The sequence below is a fragment of the Anabaena sp. AL93 genome (genome assembly GCF_001672085.1).
Lineage (GTDB): Bacteria > Cyanobacteriota > Cyanobacteriia > Cyanobacteriales > Nostocaceae > Dolichospermum > Dolichospermum heterosporum.
Genome location: NZ_LJOU01000004.1, coordinates 42,106 through 61,264, shown reverse-complemented (window position 1 = coordinate 61,264; position 19,159 = coordinate 42,106). Strand labels below are relative to the sequence as shown.

Genomic DNA, 19,159 nt, shown 5'->3' with positions numbered 1-19,159 from the left:
CAGATTGGAGGGTCGCCCCTCCGCACTGCCCTAAGAACCGTACTTGAGACTTTCGCACTCATACGGCTCAAGCCTTACTTCAAGCTAGAAAACTTGGGTTTAGAATGTACCTGTTTATGACACGCTATGTGCAAATGCTGAAGATTGCTTATGTCGTCTAAGCCGCCTTGAGCAACGGGTACTATGTGGTGGGTGTCTATTTCCTCAGTATTGAATAATGGTTCACCACAGATTGGACATTTCCAATTTTGGATTTGGGCTATTTTATAATTCCGAGAGTTTTTCTCCCAGTAGCTCTTACCAAATTTCTGATGACGTTTTTCCCAGTAATCTTTTAGTGAGGGATCGTCCGGTGACGCTTCTCCCTTAACCTTGATATGGCGTTCAATAGACGTGTACGCTATTGGGTAGAGGACTAAATCCTTTTCTTTCCCTCGGCGGTCGCTTATAGTACAAGCGAACGTCCATTTATTCCCTTTTAAGGTTTTGAAATAACGTTTCCTTACCCATTTTGTGTTTTTGTTGGGGTGTCTCCGCTTCGCCCAACGCCAAAGGTATTGCCACACTCTATGTGATATGTAACCAAAGGTTTCTTTACTAACCACACTTTTGTAGTAATTAGCAAATCCTCGGAGAATTGGATTAAGCTTCTTGATGATTTTTTCTTGTTCCATACCATTTAAGGTTTTAATCTCCTTCCCAATTCGTTTGCAAAAGTCAAGAACTTTTTTCTTGGAAGGTTTAATTAACAGTTTTCCGTCATAGCGGCGGTGGTTAAAACCGAGAAAATCAAAGCCCTTTTCCATTGACGTGATTAGCGTTTTCTCCGCACTGAGTTCGAGTCCTTTTTCTGACAACCATTGTTTAATCTGAATTTGGGCAATTTCGAGACTTTCTATATCTCTGGCTGTGACGACAAAATCATCGGCATAGCGTACTACTCCAAGTTTGGGGTTGGTGGATTTAATGTAAGTTTCTAATCCATGTAATCCAATGTTGGCAAGTAGAGGTGAAATTACCCCTCCTTGTGGTGTGCCCTTATCTGTTGGGTTTATTTTTTCCCCAAGTACGAATCCAGCTTTTAACCATCCTTCGATTAGATTTCTTTTAGGAAAGTTACTAACAATATTCAGGATAGATTCATGGGCAATGTTGTCAAAAAATCCTTGAATATCAGCTTCTAGAACGAAGTCATGCCATCTTGATGTTTGATTGAATATTTGCTCAATCGCATCTTGACAGCTCCGACCCTGCCTAAACCCATAGGAATTAGGTTCAAACACTGCTTCCCATTCAGGTTCTAGTGAATTCATTATTATTGCCTGTTCGATTCTGTCGCGTATGGTTGGAATACCAAGCGGTCGTTTCTTTCCGTTGGCTTTGGGTATCTCAACTCTTTTTGTGGGTTTTTGATTTCCGCCGCTCCAGTTATTTACCAGAATCACTCTTTGCTCAGGGGTATTGATAATTTCTTTATCAATTCCTGCCGTTGCTTTTCCTTTGTTGGTCTGAGTGATACGCCGAACAGATAATAGTAAGTTTGCGTAGCTTCGTTGCATTAACTTCTGTAAACTCCGAAGAGTTTTGAAGTTACCAAGTTTTCTCGCACGAAAGATTCTTTGTCGTAGATTCTTAACAACTTTGTTGATTTTATTCCACTTGATGTGGCTCCAATCTTCTAATTGTTTCTTTAGTCTGTTTGTAGACATTACTGTCTGCATCTAACTTGTCCTCAGATTTAGTTTCTTTAACATTTTGTCTTTCGTATAAGACCGAGATGAAGTCTGCTAAACTTTCGTTGAGAGGCAAATTTTGAACCTCTATCTAACTCATTACAAGCCAGCATTCACTTTTTCATCCATCCTTTATCCTCCAGAGAATTCGGTCTTTGTTACCTCAGACTTACTACAAATATTCGACCTCTTGTAGACTCTGTAGGACTTACCCTGTCGTACCGTTCAGTTGTCTGTTTTCCTTTAGGTGGTATCTATTCTGCGACGGGATTATTGTTCATACGGTTGATAGAAAGAGAAACTATCAATCCACCCATTTACCTTTTGGTCAGTGCCTATCAGCCCTATTTGGCACTTTTTCGTATAACGCAGTTTAAGGGATACTTCACTTGAGTTCACCATTGGAAAACTCCCCTTTGCTCCCCAACCAACTTAGGCTGTCAGTTCGGGCTACTTTCGTGGTCTGCACTCCATCCTTTTCATTACTTACTAGGGATGTGACCGGACTAATGTTAGTCTTTTACGCAGGGGTAGCCCGGATTTCTCACCAAAATCCTCAAACCCTTATAAAATCTGGATTCTGGGTTTTCACACTGCATCAAAAATCAACCCCATGAAAAATGCCCGAAACCGTCTCTCTATAAAGATTATATAGATTGCGATCGCATTGTTTGTGAGAAATGCGGGGTAGAGGGTATGAATTCTCTAGAGAAGTAGGCTTCCCATACTAAACGACCATTTCAGGTCGCGCTCGACTGAACGAATCGCACTTGCAGGTATCCCGGCTGTACCCCGTATAGATGGTTGTACATATTACTTTAAATAGGAGAGCGAAAAATTTCGGGGGAGCAGGGGCCCGTCTACTATCCAAATCTTCTCAAATCTTGATAAGGTAAATTGAATACTTTCTGGCAAGGAACGTTTATTTCTCTGGAGCGTTTATGTTTGCGAGCCGCAATACGTAGGCATCAATGACGTTTTTCAACCCCTCAAAACTTCAAAAGCGATCGCCATTGCTGCCAGCTTTCTCGTATCAATACCACGAACATTATCTGGGAGTTCGGTTGTTGCTACATTATCACCGTTACGAGTACCTGCATCTAAATCATTGAGCAAACTATCTGTCACCTCTAATAGATCATCATTAACAGCCATAGGACTTCTACGATTTTCCAGACCGCTGCGTTTGGCAATTGTTTGTAATACTTTTAGGGAAGTTCGCAAAGGTGTGGTACTAGCAATAACAAGTGCTTCGGCAATGCCCAAGGGTTCACCAATGGTAAGTTTAAAGCCATCAATACCAGCTTGAGGAACTACTAATTTCTGTTTTGGCTTGATCAATGCTGCTGTTTCTGAAGCTGACCAATCATTAGGATAAATAATCGTCATTGTTCCTTCAGCATCAATCACTAAAATACTCACGTAGAGATGACTAGATTCCTTATTTTCTATTTGGAAAGCAATTTGTGTTCCTACGGTTAATTGAGGTATCCCTAACTCAGAAAACTTAATAGGTGATACTGGTACGGTTGGGTTTGAATCTACGGGAACTTTGTTAGTACCACGAATAGCGAAAGTTTCAGCAATTATTTTTTGACTATCAGCAATATTCATGGAAACAGTCACATTTAGCCGTGATGAATTCGTATTACCTAATACCTGCTTAATAATTCGTGCTGCCAGCAGGGATTTAAACTTAGGTTTTAATCTCGTTATCGCTTGTTGGACAGTTTCTCTATTTTCACCAAAGGAAGCGGGGATAATCGCATCTTGGCTGGGTAAAAATAAGCCTAAACTACCTACTTGGGGAAGATTTTTGACTCTATTTTTCTGTAATTCTTCATACTTGGCTTGAGTCATGCGTCCAAAAATGTACTGTACTTCTGAAGTACCTAATTGTTTGGGTTCAATACGCACAAGTGCTTGCAGAGATTTTATTGCTTGCTGGGTAATATTATTATCAAAAGATTGATCAATACCAATTTTCAAAGTTAGATTGTTGGGAATACTACGGATACGTTCTTGTAATAATGTTCCTGGTTGTAGTTGTAAATTTTGCTTTGTGGAAAGTAGTTTCCCTTGGCCGATTAATCCTTGTCGTGACTCTAGTTTCACTAATCCTCGTTGCCTACCTTGACTATCTAAAGCCGTAAAAATAGCACCTTTTTTAAAGGCTTCTAGAGTTTGTGAATCTAACCCACCTAACCATAATTCTACTTGGTTGTTTTCGACTTTAGTGATGACAGCTTCGGCTGAAATTGCTTGTTGAGGTGTAAAATAAATGGGTGTGTTGGTGTTTTCTTGGGTCAGATTCGATTCTACTTGTGGATTTTGATAGTTTCCTTGCTGATAAGCCAAAGCTGCTGTACTTCGACCAACATTGACGATGGCATTATTGATAGATTGATTATTGGTTTGTTGCCATAAATACTGGGTTAAAGCATAAGTAAAAGCACCTGCATGGAAATCACTAAAACTCATATCAGCAGCCAGTTCATCCCGTCTGGCACTAGCAATAACAACTCCCTTGGCCACCCCTTTTCTGCGAAGTTCAATAAACTTTTCTGGTGACAGATCCAAGCGTCCTAACCATTGTTTTTGATAATTAAGTTCTACTGAACTAGGTTTAAGGTCTTCACCACCAGAAAGCGATCGCACCCGCAAATTTCCCCTTGTCCCACCACCAGAATAACAACAATCTAGTACCACGGTGACATTTTCTGTTTTCAAAGCAGACATAAGTAAAAATAAGGTGTGTCCCATAATGTCTGATACCACACCACCAGTAATTGGATATCCTTCTGGTAGTTTTCTATCTACAGGAACTAGAGTGCTATTGAATCCATCTGGTTGATCTCGATTTGGATCTATGACTCTTGAACCATGTCCAGAAAAGTGAAATACTACTACATCTCCGGGTTTTGCTTGGTTGATCAAATGTTCTTCAAAAGCTGTAAGGATACCTTGACGGGTAGCTTTTTGATCTGTCAATGTGAGGATATCTTTAGGGTTAAAACCAAAGCGGTGAATTAATAACTCTTGTTGTAATTTGACATCAGTTACACAACCTTCTAAAGGTGTAATGGGAGCAGAATATTGATTAATTCCCACCAGTAATGCTAATTTGCGGGGTGTATTTTGAGCCAGAACTTGAGCATAGCGATGTCCCTGGTGCATTATATCTAATTGGCTTATACCGACTGTTGCTAAGGTAGAACCAGCTAATTGCAGAAAATGACGACGTTTGATATTTGACATGATTTATTCCTCCTTTTTGTGATTGGTAATTGGTAATTGGTAATTGGTAATTGGTGATTGGTAATTGGTGATTGGTGATTCAATTTTGGATTATTCTTAAATTAACTCCAATCTAAAATCTTCTTACCCAGTCCCCAGTCCCCATTTATTCAACTTCACCTATTAAAGTAAAAGCTGCCCAATGGTAGGGACTTTGATAATTTTTATGTTTCATTGTTGTCAACATTGCTTGTCTTAATGCTGTGGCTTTATCTTGCTTCTGTTGCATATTTTTATAAAATTCAGTCATTAGTAAAGATGTGGAATCATCACCAACTGACCATAAAGAAACTACAATACTGGGTATACCGGCAGTAATTAGAGAACGCGATAAACCGACGACACCATCACCAGTAATGCGTCCTCTTCCTGTATCGCAAGCACTGAGAACTATGAGTTCGGCATTGAGTTTTAAATCAAGAATTTCCCCCGATGTTAGAAAACCGTTATCTTCTCCACTGGGAGCAAAAGCGATCGCACCAGGTACACCAAATCCTTTAAAATCATCAACTAAGCCATGAGTCGCAAAATGAATAATTCTGGCTTTGAGCATTTTTTGGACAATGGCTGTTTTAGTGGCTTTATTACCTGTAATTGCTTGGGTTTTCAACAAGTCTGCAATTTTTACTGCTTCTCGTTCTGCACCGGGTAGAGATGTTAACTGTTCATCGGTGATGGGAATTTTTGGCATGGTGGGATTACCAACTACTAATATTTCCCCTTTGCCAATTCCTGATTTTTTACTGGCGATTCTTTGCTTGTGGGTTAAATCTAATACTTGAATTGATGGTGCGGTGAGGATAGTATGTTTTTCGATTAAGTATTTGCCTTTTTCATCTTGCAGTGCGGAGAAAGGAACAAGGAATAATTGACTTTGAGGAATGAAAACGACTCTTTCAGTTTCTTTTGTAGGGAGAAGGTCAGCAATTGGTGTAATTAATAATTGGTGAAGTTGTTGTAAGCGTTTGGTTTGATTAACACCCTTAACAGGTTCAGGTATAATTCCGCCACGTTCCGTGACACCAATAGATTTACGACTGATAGTAACGAGTTCTGCAAGAGTTGTATTTTCTTTTTGCCATAGAGGTTTGAGGTCAGATTTGCGAAATGTAATTTCACCTGTGGGTTTGATGACCCAAATATAGATTTCTGATTCTTTGGTTTGTTGTTTACCATCAATTTTGAAGTCATCAGTAATAATTGAATATTGAACAAGGGTAGCATTTTGTTGTTTGGCGATTTTTTGTAATAAGGCTATTGTGGGTTTATCAACAGCAGGTTGTGAGGTTTGACTGGTATTTGTGTTAGATAAGCGTGAAGTCAATAACTCCACAAATGCCCGAGAACGTCCCCGTTCAGAAATTTCTAAGGCTTCATTGGTTTTATTTTGAGCAATTAGAACTTGTTGGAGTAAGCGGTAAGTTGCAGTTTGTGTTTCAAAAATTGAGATTTTGTTAGCGTCACTTAATTTTGTTCGCAGGGTTTCTAAAACCTCCATACCATCGCGTAGCGTTTTTTCCGCTTCTGCAAATTTGCCAGATTGATAAAACGCACTACCTATATATCTAATAGTTCGTGCTTCGCTCGCCTTGTCACCAATTTGTTTGAAAATTGCCAAAGCTTCTCCAAAGAACATCGCCTATTTCTCTGAAAATATATAAGGCTTGTTTATAAAACTCTAAAGACTCGATATTATCTCCTAATGTGCGTTTAACTATGGCGATGTAATTGAGGCTAAAAGCTTGTCCTTTGCGGTCTTTGATTTTTCGATAGATAGTTAATGCCTGTTGAAATGACTGTAATGCTTCTTTATACTGACTAGTCTGAATTTGCTGATCACCTTGCTGATAAAGGCGTTCTGCTTCTGCTATCCTGTCTGTTGCTGTTTGTGCGAATACCTGTGATATCTGGAATAATATCGGCAAATTAACAACAGGTTGTAAAACCGTGAGAATAAGTGAGATAGATGCAATTAAACTGATTTTGCGATAGGGCATGGATTTTATACTATACTGCAAACGGTTTATAGTTTAACCAAATATGGAACCCCTCTTGTAAACCTCTCCCCGCAACGGGGAGAGGCTTTGAGCCTGTTCGTTGTATTATAAAAAAGTCCAAGTTCTAGCCGTTTTGAGTATAATTCCTGAGAGAGAAAGAGAATTAATCAGGGTGGGTGTAAAACATATATCTCTCATCTATTGGAGGATATGCAAGATTAGACCATCAGTACAATAATATTGAGTTTTAAACTTGGATCTTCGCCTTTCAGCTTCCAAGCTTCTGTTTGAGTTCACCACGGCTAAAAAGCCTTGGACAAAATGGGAACGATGGTTAAAAGAGATTTATTAATCAGCTACGGCTTGATCAGATTTTTCTCAGAATGACGGTATTTGGTAATTAATTTTTGATGCTGAATAGGTGCATAAAGCAGCATATACAAAAATGGTATGCCTGTAATTCCCAATGCCAAGATAGTAGATATATTGAAAAAGCCCCACACAAAACCAAGACCTACACTAACTCCTAATACTGCTGCGAGTAATGATAAAAAATCATTGACAATACTCAAAACAACCCACATCAAAAAACTGGTTATATACCCAATTATTCCTCCAGCAATTCCTCCCAGGAAACAAGCACCAAAGCCTCCCATCATAATTCCACCCATCACATTGAAGATAATACCCACTAAATCACTAGGCCTAGATAAATCAAAAATTGTTCCAAACACACTGCCAATAATAATTCCCAATACACCAACAATTATTAGTCCAGCAAATATAGATCCGAATGTATTTAGCCAATAATCATATAATTGTGAAGAAAAGGCTTCTGACCTTTGCTTGTTTTCCTTAAAAGAGTTGTAAATTAGACCAATTGCTTGAATGAAAACACCTCCTACAGCACCCAATATTGCGCCTACTGTACCAAAAATTAAAGCACCAGTATAACTGTCTATCCTAGTAGGCATATTCCAGAAGACGATTTTGTTATCTGCTAAAAGTGCAATAATCCAAGGTATAACTGCTAAAAATGTAAATGTAGCTATCTCTCCAGTTAAAAACGCCCAAATTAAACTCGCAGAAGATTTTGATTTTCTTCTTTCAATTGGCATAGGAGATGTCTGGACTTTTACATTTACAACATGAGTTGCAGGGTAGGCATTTGTATGTAGAAATAACTGGCGTTTATACAATTTATCCGCCATCAAAAGGCTAGTATCAACTTGAATCTCACACCTTGTATAATTACCATTAAATTTAGTTGGTGTGATGCTAATCCAAGGGTGATATTTTCGTGTATGGGATGGGTCATGGGGATGGGGAGCAACTTCCCAACGACCTTCTAATAAAGTGTCTGGCATCACATTTTTAATAGTAATAGATTGGCGAATCTTTTCACCTAAGCGTGTGGCTACAAAATCCTGAATCTGCTGGCTAATCTCAATTTGTGGACTGCGGGTAACATCAAGAGGTATCAAAGCGTTAAGGGCTTGTTTTGCATCTGTAAAACGCTCTTTGAGTCGGGGTTGTACCATCATTTCCAACCAGTCTAAAAATCGCAGACTAACATTAGGTAATAAATGTCGAAATCGAATTTGGGAGGGGTCATCCTCATCTATTAAATTTTGAATTTCTGTTGATTTAGTTCCTGTAAGTAAGCAAATTAATGTTACTCCCAAAGCATACAAATCTGTGGCTGTTGTAGGCTTTAATAATTGTTCTGGGGCAATAAAACCAGGTGTACCTACAAAAACACTACTACTTGATACTTCTTGACTGCCAATGCGAGCAAAACCAAAATCAATTAGGTAAACATTTAATTCTGTGTCTACTAAAATATTTTCTGGTTTAATATCCCGATGAATGATACCTGGAATAAGACTTTGTAGATATGCCAGAATCTCTAATAATTGAATGGCAATTTGTTTGATGTTTTCTGGTTCAAAACTGCGAGAAACAGCTAAAGAATCAGCAGGAATATATTCCTGAACTAAGCAAAAACCATTGACTGTAGGGAAAGCTCCTAAATATTTAGGAATCTTGGGGTGATTGAGTCCTTTGAGTATGTCTATTTCTCGCTGGTGAGCTTTAAATCCTGACCAATTGGAATCTATTTGAGCAAAAGAATATTGCTTGATAACTACTTGTTTGTTTGTGGCAATAGATAAGGATAACCAAGTAATTCTTCCTCCTTGTTGGTTATGTCCTAATTCGTTAATAACCTTATAGCCTTGTTCTGAAAAATTAGGTTTGTTGTTCATAATATTAGAGGTTAGTGAAATGTATTTCTGTCGGTAGATTTTGAATTTTTATCTACTTGTTTTCATCATTATCAGATGGAATTTTATAAATATTGATATCACTAGCTCCTTCAGAAGTTGCTACAATTTTATTCTTTGGACTAACAGCCAGGATATCTCCTTGAATTTTCACAGTATTTTTCAACTTACCTGTTGTTAATTCCCAAGTCTGGATACCATCATTACCATAAGTAATTAGATTCTTACTATCTGAACTAAAGTTGATAAGATTGATATTATTTAAACCATCGCTATTTTCTATTTTTGGAAGCTTTAGTGTATATTTGAATTCACCAGTTTGTAGATTCCAAATTTTAACATCAGTTTTATTGTTATATTTTTTTAGCCAACTGACAAGAGTATCATTACTAATGAGGACAATAACAGAACCATCTATAGATGACTTATCATGTCCAGTAAAGGTACTTTTAAGTTTTCCAGAACTCAAATCCCAAATTTTGATTTGTCCATCTTGCTCAGTGCTAACAATAGTTTGTTCATCTGGACTGATAGCTATAGAATTTATGGTGCTATTATGTCCTGTTAGGGTTTTTTGTAATCTCCCATTTTGTAAGTTCCAAATATTTAATTTTCCGGTTTCATTGCCACTTACTAAAATGTTGCCACTACGGCTTATTTCCACCGAAGTAAAGGATTCGTTATGGACAAGTTTGTTTTTAAGTACACCTGTGTTTAAATTGAAAACACTAATTATATATTTTTTGACTTCTACTTCAGAAGAAGATTTATAACCGTAGGTATCTACTTCTGTTTTAGTGTTTTTAATGATTTGAGTACCACCATCAACTACTAAAGTTTTTCCATCTTGAGTTGTTTTGATAAAACTAACTGTTTCTAAATTTTTGATTTCGCGTATTAATGCACCAGTTAGTAGATTCCAAATTCTGACATTTTTATAATCAGCACTCACAATATACTTGCCATCAGTCGTAACATTGAGATAATTTACAACTCCTGTGTGACCAATAAGTGTGCGTTTTAATTGACCGGTTACTAGATTCCAAAGTTTGATAGTATTATCTTTACTACCACTAATGATAGTATTATTGTCAGCCGTTATTGCCGCAGAAGTTACTGTTAAAGCATGACCTTTGAGAGTAGTTTGTAATGAGTTAGATATTTGTAATGTATCAGATACTATTGAAGTTGCTTGAGTTTCAGATTTTTTGTCTGTGGGAGATATGATTGAAATTCCTTTTATTAGGAGGAATTGTACTCCTAGTAATATCATAAATGCGACCAAATTAAGTTTCATAAAAATCCGTTTTAACTGAGATAGAGTAGATTTGATTTCTGAATTACCTTGAGAAAGGTAATGAGTAATGGGTAATGGGGAAAAATCAATAATCACCAATTACCAATTATTTAACGTCTCTTTTTCACCGCTTGCACTGCTGCATCAGCATTAACAAGTCCTTTACCAAAGAAATATTGCTGTTCTTTCACAGATGCGGGAATTTCTCCCTCACTGCGTTGTAAACGATAAAGTTCGGCATCTTGTCGAGAAATAGTCAGTCCTTGATAACTAGCTGTAGATTTCAAAATACTCACCAATCTTTCCCTACTAATTCCTTTATTTTCCCCCTTCATTAAAGCCACAACTCCCGCTACAGTTGGTGAAGCAAAAGATGTTCCTTCTACCCACCAATATTTACCTTTGCCATCAACTACAGCAGACCAACGACTGCTAGGATTAGGTATACCTTGCCAAAAAGCATTTAAAGAAGTTCCTCCTGTGGTGGGAATGCCACCTAATAATCCCGGTGTATTTAAGTCCCCTCCTGGTGCTACTAAATCTAATCCTCCACCATAATTACTGTAGGATGCACGATTACCTGTAATATTGGTTGCACCAACGGATATAACTCCTGGATAAGCAGCAGGAAATGTGACTCTGTTCCTGTTTTCATTACCAGCAGCAGCGACAATGACTAATTTCGGGTTCGCTTTGAGAACATCTGCGATCGCCTCTTCTTCTCCCGGACTTGGTAAAAGACTACCTAAACTGAGATTAATGATATCAGCACCCCTGTCTGCTGCATAACCAATAGCTTCAATGTAAGCAGCAGGACTATAACTACCATTTAACCCAAATAACCGGACTGGTAAAATCTGCGCGTTGGGTGCTACTCCTAACACTCCTTCGCCATTTTGGGGTTTGGCAGCGATCGCACCACTGACATAAGTACCATGAAATTCTCCACCGACTTTATAAGTCCGAAAAATATAACGCAGAACCTTAGCAATTTGTTCCAAAGAATAATCGGGATTTTTGCGTTTTATTTCTAATGCTTCTGTAGAATATTGCTGCACTAATTTAGCATCAGATAATTGAAATGTGTCCTGAAATGTTGACCCCAAAATTGCCAATTCTGTCGGACTAATCCGAGTATCAGCATCACCGTTTTTACAAGGATCTAAACTGTTACTGCTAGAGGAAAAATCCCAACCGTGAACTTCTCCTGGACATTTATCAGCAGCTTTAACGGTGTAAATATTATTGATCAAATCAGGATGATCCCACTGAATTAAACTATCTAAAACTGCCACAACTACACCACGTCCACCGTTACTGCGTTTCCAAGCATCTGTCACCCGGACATCTGTACGAGTTACGGCTGATTTTTTACGGACATTTATGGGTTTCTGTAAACAAGTTTGTAGGGACTTCCAACTTGATATTTTTTCTTGTAAACATTGTTGTAAAGGTCTACTATCTAAATGCCAAGCTAATCCTAATAAATTACTTTTTGGTGTACTTCTTGCAGCAATACTTCTAGATTGAGAACTGTTTTGAGATGGGTTGCTTCGATTGGTATTTTCTGGTTTTGTTGTCTGTAACCAATCTCCAGTTCTCTGCATATTTGTGATTTGTTTGGTAGCAGTTTCTAGATTGTGGTTAGTCAAAGATTGGATAAAATTAGGTGTAGCAGATGTTACTCCTTTGACGCTATTAAGTTGATTAGATACACTGAGAATTTTTGTACCAGAGGCACTTGTGGATTTTACGAGATAGCGATCGCGGTTAAAGCGTAGGGGACGGACAATTTCCAGATTGTTTTGTTGTAAAATTGCTTGTCTCTGACTTTGGGAAAGTTGCGATTGAAAGCTGAGGATAATTTCGTTAGGTACAACAATGATTTCTTGATGTTCGTTGCGGGTAAGAACTGGTAAAGTAGTTTGTACATAAGGCTGTTGTTGAATGCGTTGCTGTAAAACAACTTCAGCATTTTGGATGTCTTTAGGCAAATTTACCAGAGCGTAATTTTCACCTAAAGGAGTGACTTTTGGTGGTGTGGTGCTGCGAATTCCGCTTTGTAAGTCTTGTTGAAGTTGCAGGTATAAAGGAGGAGCGGACAGACTACGGGTTCTACCGAGTTGTTTAAAAGAAACAGCGATCGCATCCTGTCTTTGGTTTAATGGTATGCGTTGTCCTTTATAAAGGTAAAATAAATCACCATTTTCTTGAGTTTGTGCAATTGCTTGTGGTGGGATGGGAAATATACCCACGTTGGATAAAATCAAGGTGGTGAGGAAAATGCTAGATGTAATGCGTTTCATAAGTGTTTACTTTAATTTTGAGTTTTTGTCCTAGAATTGCACATAAACATCTATCTCTCACCAAGGGAAGGATATGCAAAATTATGGAGTTAGGAGTCAGTAGGGGTTTAGCAGTGCTAAACCCGTACAGGAGTCAGGACATTAACCGGACTTTTATTTCACTCATTTCGCTCATTGCGTTTATTTTGAATTAGAGTTAGTATATAGTGAATGGTAATTGCAATCCATATTTTTCATAAGGAATGGGTAAATGGAATGCAATTCGATATTAGACGAGGCTGATATCTATGACACTCAGTACATATCAAACTAGCAGGATTGGAGTACCTACGGAAGAAGATGCTACTTTAGCAAAAAAAAGTAGTCAAACTTTGGCTGCTTATATAGGGAATAAGGATGCCTTTCATAGTATTAAAGTTGAGCTAGATGACGGTGTAAGTCAAACGGTTAAGATCCCATCACTGGCTTTTCAGATGCTTGTTGACATACTGGGACAAATGGCTAAAGGTAATGCTGTTACTTTCATACCTGTACACGCAGAACTCACAACACAAGAAGCTGCTGATATTTTAAATGTTTCTCGTCCCTATTTGGTAGGACTATTGGAAGGAGGAGAGATCCCATTCCGTAAGGTAGGAACACGGAGACGGGTGCGTTATCTGGATCTACTCAATTACAAAAATCAAATTGATGCTTTACGGATGGAAGCTCTTGATGAGCTTACTGCTCAAGCTCAAGAACTAGATATGGGTTATGAATAGTCAAGTAAATTTGTTATGAGTACCAACTGTCGGTTCGCTCATTTTGAAATCGGAAGGGGAATTAGAGCCTTAATGCAAAAGGAAAACGGCTATTTTTAAGTAACCTGTTAATTACTAGTAAAATTTATGACCATTACAGAAGGCTTCCAGAGGTGATTATTTAAGGCACAGGGATAGCATAAATCATAAAATGGCAAAAGTTCTATGCAAGATGAAAACGGCTGAACCAGTTGAATTGCCTAGATTACAAGCCCTGTAAGGCCTAATTAAATCTTGCAGATTTAAAATGAGCGAACGTACAGTACCAAGGTTAATATTTAAAAAATAACAGAGCAATAATAGTGTCTAATTTTACAGTTATATATGATGCTTGTGTCTTATATCCAGCACCATTAAGAGATTTCCTTATGCGACTTGCGGTTACTGACCTATTTAAAGCACGGTGGACAGATGCAATTCACTCAGAATGGATTAAAAATGTTTTAAACAATCGTTCTGATCTGACGATTGAACAACTGAACAGAACTAAAAATTTGATGAACAGTCATGTTCGAGATTGTTTGGTTACAGGTTATGAAGCACTTATTGAAGGGTTACAACTTCCAGATTCAAATGACCGTCATGTGCTGGCAGCAGCAATTCGTTGCAATGCTAGTGTGATAGTCACTTTTAACTTGAAAGATTTTCCGGCTCAAGCTCTTTCACCATACGGTATTGAGTCCCAACATCCAGATGATTTCATTCTGCATTTGATTGACCTTAACCCAACAGAAATTTACAAAGTAGTTAAAATACATATAAATAGTCTCAAGAATCCTCCTAAAACACTTGAACAATATCTAAACACGCTTTCAAATCAGGGACTAAAACAATCAGTAATCGCTTTACAAAGTTTATGCTATGACATTGAATAAAAATCTGCATATCAAGAAGTCAAGAGTCAGGAGATTAAGGATAATTTCACCCCATCACCAATCACCAATTACCCATTACCCATTACCAATCACCAACCTATTCAGATTCCCCAATTAAGGTAAAAGCAGCCCAATTGAGAGGGGAAGAATATTTTGCTTTTGTTGTCAGCATGGCTTTTCTTAATGCGGTGGCTTTGTCAAGTTTTTGTTCTCTATTTTTATAAAACTCCGTCATCAGAAAGGATGTAGAATCATCATCAACTGCCCACAAAGAAACGATAATACTGGCAGTACCGGCACTAATCAAAGAACGTGATAAACCGACGACACCATCACCCGTAATGCGTCCGCGTCCGGTGTCACAGGCACTTAATACCACTAAATCTGCATTCAGTTTGAGGTTAAGAATTTCGTCAGCAGTGAGTAAACCATCGTCTTTACCAGATGGTGCAAGTGCGATCGCACTTCCTATACCCCGATACTCATCAAGTAAACCGTGGGTAGCAAAGTGAATAATCCCGGCTTGGGACATTTTCTCTAAAATTGCTGTTTTCGTGGCTTTATTACCCGTTAAGGCTGAAATGTTCATCAGAGAAGCAATATCTTTAGCTTCCTTTTCTGCCCAGATTAAGGCTTTTAATTGTTGGGCTGGTTGCCCTGGTTCTAGTATTACCTTGGGCATGGTAGGATTACCGACAATTAAACTTGGTTGTGATTTTGTGGTTTGTCTGAGTTTTTGCTTGTGGGTTAAATCCAATATCTGAATTGATGGTGCTGTGAGGATAGTATGTTTTTCGATTAAGTATTTGCCTTTTTCATCTTGCAGTGCAGGGAAAGGAACAAGAAATAATTCATTTTGAGGGATGAAAACAACTCTTTCAGTTTCCTTTTTGGGTAAAAGATCCGCAATAGGTGTAATTAGTAATTCATGGAGTCTTTGAAATCTTCCTTTGACTGGGGCAGCATTAGGATCTAGACTAGCTACAATACCCCCTCTCCTTTTCACACCAATAGATTCACGACTATCATCAACGAGTTCTCTCAGAGTGGTATTTTCCTTTTGCCACAGAGGTTTTAAATCAGATTTACGAAAGGCAATTTCACCTGTGGGTTTAATCACCCAGATATAGAGTTCTGATTCTTTGGTTTGTTGTTTACCATCAATTTTCAAATCATCAGTAATAATAGAATATTGAACCAAGGTAGCATTTTGTTGTTTGGCAATTTTTTGTAATAAGGAAATAGTGGGTTTATCAACAGCAGGTTGTGAGGTTTGACTGGTATTTGTGTTAGATAAACGTGAAGACAATAATTCCACAAAAGCCCTAGCACGTCCTCGTTCAGAAATTTCTAAAGCTGCATTGGTTTTATTTTGAGCAATGAGAACTTTTTGTAATATGCGGTAAGTGCGAGCTTGTTCTTCAAAAATAGAGACTTTGTAGCTATCATTGTTCCCTAATTTTCCTCTGATAGATTCCCATACTTCAATGCCAGTAAAGAGAGTTGTTTCTGCTTGTGGGAGGTTGCCAGATTTATAGAAAGTTGCACCTAGATTATTTAAACTAGCTCCTTCTCCTTGAATGTCTTTGATTTCACGGGCAATGGCTAAACTGGAGGTGTGGTATTCAATGGCTTTGGTGTAATCTCCTAGTGCATCGTAAGCATTTCCCAGATTATTCAGAGATTGACTCTCACCTCTACGGTCTTTGATTTCACGGAGAATAGCTAAACTGGAGGAATAGTATTCAATGGCTTTGGTGTAATCTCCTAGTGCATCGTAAGCACTTCCCAGATTACCTAGAGCATTGCCCTCACCTTTACGGTCTTTGATTTCACGGGCAATGGCTAAACTGGAGGAATAGTATTCAATGGCTTTGGTGTAATCTCCTAGTGCATAGTAAGCATTTCCCAGATTATTTAGAGCATTGCCCTCACCTCTACGGTCTTTGATTTCACGGGCAATGGCTAAACGGGAGGTGTGGTATTCAATGGCTTTGGTGTAATCTCCTAGTGAAAAGTAAGCATTTCCCAGATTACCTAGAGATTGACCCTCACCTCTACGGTCTTTGATTTCACGGGCAATAACTAAACTGAAGGTGTAGTATTCAATGGCTTTGGTGTATTCTCCCAGTGCATCGTAAGCACCTCCCAGATTATTTAGAGCAGCACCCTCACCTCTACGGTCTTTGATTTCACGGGCAATGGCTAAACGGGAGGTGTGGTATTCAATGGCTTTGGTGTAATCTCCCAGCAAGAAATAAGCATTTCCCAGATTACCTAGAGCATTACCCTCACCTAAACGGTCTTTGATTTCACGGGCAATAGCTAAACGGGAGGTGTGGTATTCAATGGCTTTGGTGTAATCTCCCAGCGAGGAATAAGCATTTCCCAGATTACCTAGAGATTGACCCTCACCTAAACGGTCTTTGATTTCACGGGCAATGGCTAAACTGGAGGTGTGGTATTCAATGGCTTTGGTGTAATCTCCCAGCGAGGAATAAGCAAGTCCCAGATTACCTAGAGCATTACCCTCACCTAAACGGTCTTTGATTTCACGGGCAATAGCTAAATGGGAGGTGTGGTATTCAATGGCTTTGGTGTAATCTCCCAGCAAGAAATAAGCATTTCCCAGATTACCTAGAGCATTACCCTCACCTAAACGGTCTTTGATTTCACGGGCAATAGCTAAACGGGAGGATTGGTATTCAATAGCTTTGGTGTAATCTCCCAGCGCATTGTAAGCAATTCCCAGATTACCTAGAGATTGACCCTCACCTTGACGGTCTTTGATTTCTCGATAAATAATTAGCGCTTGTTGCCAAGACTGTAATGCTGCTGTAAATTGACTTGTTTGAAACTGCTTAATACCTTGCTGAAAGAGTCTCTCTGCTTCTGCCTTTCGCGTTGCAGGCGTTTGTGCTAATACCTGTGATACCTGGAATAACATCGGCAAATTAACCACAGGTTGTAAAACCGTTAGGATGAAAGTGATAAATGCAATTAACCGAATTTGGCGATGAGACATGGATTTTATACCAATTGTTGCGAGAAAATTAACAGTTTATTGAGAATTGCCAATTAAAGTAAAACCAGCCCAACTCATCGGATTTGGGTATTTCTTCATAGTTATTAGCATTGCCTGACGCAAAGCAGCAGCTTTATCTGGATTTTTACTTAATTCTTGATAAAACTCAGTCATCAAAAATGCTGTTTCCATATCCGAGACACACCACAAAGAACCAATCACGCTGGTAGCACCTGCGGTAAAAAAAGACCGAGATAAACCAATTACACCATCATTGGTAACTTTGCCTATAGCTGTATCATTACCACTTAATACCACTAATTCCGCTTTTAGGTTCAAGTTGATAATTTCTCCAGATGTCAGCCAACCATCATCTTTACCAGAGGGCGCTAAAGCTAATGCACTGTCCAATCCTTGCTCATTATTTGGTAATGCAATTGTCGCTAAGTGAATAATTTTCGCTTGTGGCATTTTTTGGACAATTGTGGTTTCTGTGGCTGCATTCCCTATCAGTGCTTTGGTGTTAAAAATCTCAGCTATTTGTTTTGCTTCTTGTTCTGCACCTGGAAGTGGATGTTGTTCTTGGGGCTTTTCCCATCCTGGAAATGGTTTAGTAGGCGTGATAGGATTACCTACAATTAACACATCTTTAACTAATCCTTGATTTTGCTGTTTTCGTTGATAAAGTAAATCTAAAACTTGAATTGAGGGAGCAGTGGCAATGGTATGTTTTTCAATTAAGTATTGACCTTTTTTATCTTGTAATGCTGCAAAGGGAACAAAAAATAAGTCCCCTTGAGGAATGAAAATAATGTGTTTATCGGGCTGATTTGGCAATAAATCGGCAATGGGTTGAATTAAAATCTCATGCAGTTTTAGTAATTCTTTGTTTGAGCTAAACTCCTTTGTCAGTTCTACTTTAATCATTCCCTTATTATTTCTATTTCGCGCTCCCATTCTACTGCGACTTCCCGCGACTAAATCATTTAAAGATGTATTTTCTTTTTGCCATAAAGGTTTTAGATTAACTTGACGAAAAGCTATTTCACCTGTAGGTTGAATTACCCAAATTAGCAGTTCTGATTCTTGAATTTGCTTTTTACCTGCAATTACAAATTCATCATTAATAATTGAATATTGAACAATTGTGGCATTTTGTTGTTTAGCAACTTGTTTAATTTGCTCTGAAGATAGAGAAATGGCTATTTTATTTGATTTATGTGAGGTTAATAATTCCCAAAATTCACCATTATGACTACGTTCAGAAATTTCTAATGCAGCTTCTGGTTTATTCTGATTAATGAGGTTTTTTTGTAATTGCTTATATATTGATGTTTGGTTAGCAGAATTAGATATTGTATCTATATTTGCTGTTGATGGTTTTAGGTATAGATCATTTGCTTGAACGGTGTTAACAGGTATGGAAACAGTCGTCAAAAGCATGATCCAACTAGATGCTAGTTGGGGAATTAAGCTAATGGAACTGATTTTGAAGTTTTTCATGGTTGAATAGGGGATTTATTGTATCAAAGTTTATATATCTC

General features: G+C 38.2%; 11 protein-coding genes. 2 read left to right on the top strand and 9 right to left on the bottom strand.

All coding sequences use genetic code 11. From position 1 onward, the window contains the following. Window positions 1-74 precede the first annotated feature (74 nt). The 7 genes from ltrA to AN486_RS02025 all read right to left on the bottom strand — a co-directional run bounded on the left by ltrA (window position 75) and on the right by AN486_RS02025 (window position 12,915). Complete coding sequence (gene ltrA / locus AN486_RS02055) at window positions 75-1,721, bottom strand: group II intron reverse transcriptase/maturase (RefSeq protein ID WP_290598980.1); 1,647 nt, start codon at window positions 1,719-1,721, stop codon at window positions 75-77. 993 nt (window positions 1,722-2,714) lie between these two features. Beyond that, the gene (locus AN486_RS02050; RefSeq protein WP_290598978.1) at window positions 2,715-4,991 is read right to left on the bottom strand and encodes a caspase family protein; all 2,277 of its coding nucleotides are present in this window, start codon (window positions 4,989-4,991) and stop codon (window positions 2,715-2,717) included. A gap of 145 nt (window positions 4,992-5,136) precedes the next feature. Beyond that, window positions 5,137-6,666 (bottom strand): CHAT domain-containing protein, encoded by a 1,530-nt coding sequence (locus AN486_RS02045; RefSeq protein WP_290598976.1) that lies wholly within the window; start codon window positions 6,664-6,666, stop codon window positions 5,137-5,139. Next, the gene (locus tag AN486_RS02040) at window positions 6,623-7,027 is read right to left on the bottom strand and encodes a tetratricopeptide repeat protein (RefSeq protein WP_290598974.1); all 405 of its coding nucleotides are present in this window, start codon (window positions 7,025-7,027) and stop codon (window positions 6,623-6,625) included. Before AN486_RS02040 ends, AN486_RS02045 begins: the two co-directional genes overlap by 44 nt. A 356-nt stretch (window positions 7,028-7,383) precedes the next feature. Next, window positions 7,384-9,294: a serine/threonine-protein kinase gene (locus tag AN486_RS02035; protein ID WP_290598972.1), complete on the bottom strand. Its 1,911-nt coding sequence runs from the start codon at window positions 9,292-9,294 to the stop codon at window positions 7,384-7,386. A 52-nt stretch (window positions 9,295-9,346) separates the two neighbouring features. Further along, window positions 9,347-10,705, bottom strand: coding sequence for a WD40 repeat domain-containing protein (locus AN486_RS02030; protein ID WP_290599018.1), 1,359 nt, complete (start codon window positions 10,703-10,705; stop codon window positions 9,347-9,349). Window positions 10,706-10,719: 14 nt separating this feature from the next. Next, the gene (locus AN486_RS02025; protein ID WP_290598970.1) at window positions 10,720-12,915 is read right to left on the bottom strand and encodes a S8 family serine peptidase; all 2,196 of its coding nucleotides are present in this window, start codon (window positions 12,913-12,915) and stop codon (window positions 10,720-10,722) included. 287 nt (window positions 12,916-13,202) lie between these two features. On the opposite strand from AN486_RS02025, the gene AN486_RS02020 reads away from it, so the two are divergent. Both AN486_RS02020 and AN486_RS02015 read left to right on the top strand, forming a co-directional pair. Next, window positions 13,203-13,676, top strand: a complete 474-nt coding sequence (locus AN486_RS02020) for a helix-turn-helix domain-containing protein (protein WP_053539783.1) — start codon at window positions 13,203-13,205, stop codon at window positions 13,674-13,676. 341 nt (window positions 13,677-14,017) lie between these two features. Continuing rightward, on the top strand, window positions 14,018-14,590 hold the full coding sequence (locus tag AN486_RS02015) for a PIN domain-containing protein (protein WP_199924267.1): 573 nt from the start codon (window positions 14,018-14,020) through the stop codon (window positions 14,588-14,590). A gap of 97 nt (window positions 14,591-14,687) precedes the next feature. Here the strand turns inward: AN486_RS02015 and AN486_RS02010 are convergent, their stop codons facing one another. Together AN486_RS02010 and AN486_RS02005 are read right to left on the bottom strand one after the other, a co-directional pair. After that, complete coding sequence (locus tag AN486_RS02010; protein WP_053539785.1) at window positions 14,688-17,615, bottom strand: tetratricopeptide repeat protein; 2,928 nt, start codon at window positions 17,613-17,615, stop codon at window positions 14,688-14,690. Between the two features lie 36 nt (window positions 17,616-17,651). Beyond that, complete coding sequence (locus tag AN486_RS02005) at window positions 17,652-19,118, bottom strand: CHAT domain-containing protein (protein WP_053539786.1); 1,467 nt, start codon at window positions 19,116-19,118, stop codon at window positions 17,652-17,654. Window positions 19,119-19,159: the final 41 nt, after the last annotated feature.

Coding starts and splice junctions, on each gene's coding strand:
- ltrA (WP_290598980.1), bottom strand. CDS start 1,721: ATGCAGACAGTAATGTCTACAAACAGACTAAAGAAACAATTAGAAGAT.
- AN486_RS02050 (WP_290598978.1), bottom strand. CDS start 4,991: ATGTCAAATATCAAACGTCGTCATTTTCTGCAATTAGCTGGTTCTACC.
- AN486_RS02045 (WP_290598976.1), bottom strand. CDS start 6,666: ATGTTCTTTGGAGAAGCTTTGGCAATTTTCAAACAAATTGGTGACAAG.
- AN486_RS02040 (WP_290598974.1), bottom strand. CDS start 7,027: ATGCCCTATCGCAAAATCAGTTTAATTGCATCTATCTCACTTATTCTC.
- AN486_RS02035 (WP_290598972.1), bottom strand. CDS start 9,294: ATGAACAACAAACCTAATTTTTCAGAACAAGGCTATAAGGTTATTAAC.
- AN486_RS02025 (WP_290598970.1), bottom strand. CDS start 12,915: ATGAAACGCATTACATCTAGCATTTTCCTCACCACCTTGATTTTATCC.
- AN486_RS02020 (WP_053539783.1), top strand. CDS start 13,203: ATGACACTCAGTACATATCAAACTAGCAGGATTGGAGTACCTACGGAA.
- AN486_RS02010 (WP_053539785.1), bottom strand. CDS start 17,615: ATGTCTCATCGCCAAATTCGGTTAATTGCATTTATCACTTTCATCCTA.
- AN486_RS02005 (WP_053539786.1), bottom strand. CDS start 19,118: ATGAAAAACTTCAAAATCAGTTCCATTAGCTTAATTCCCCAACTAGCA.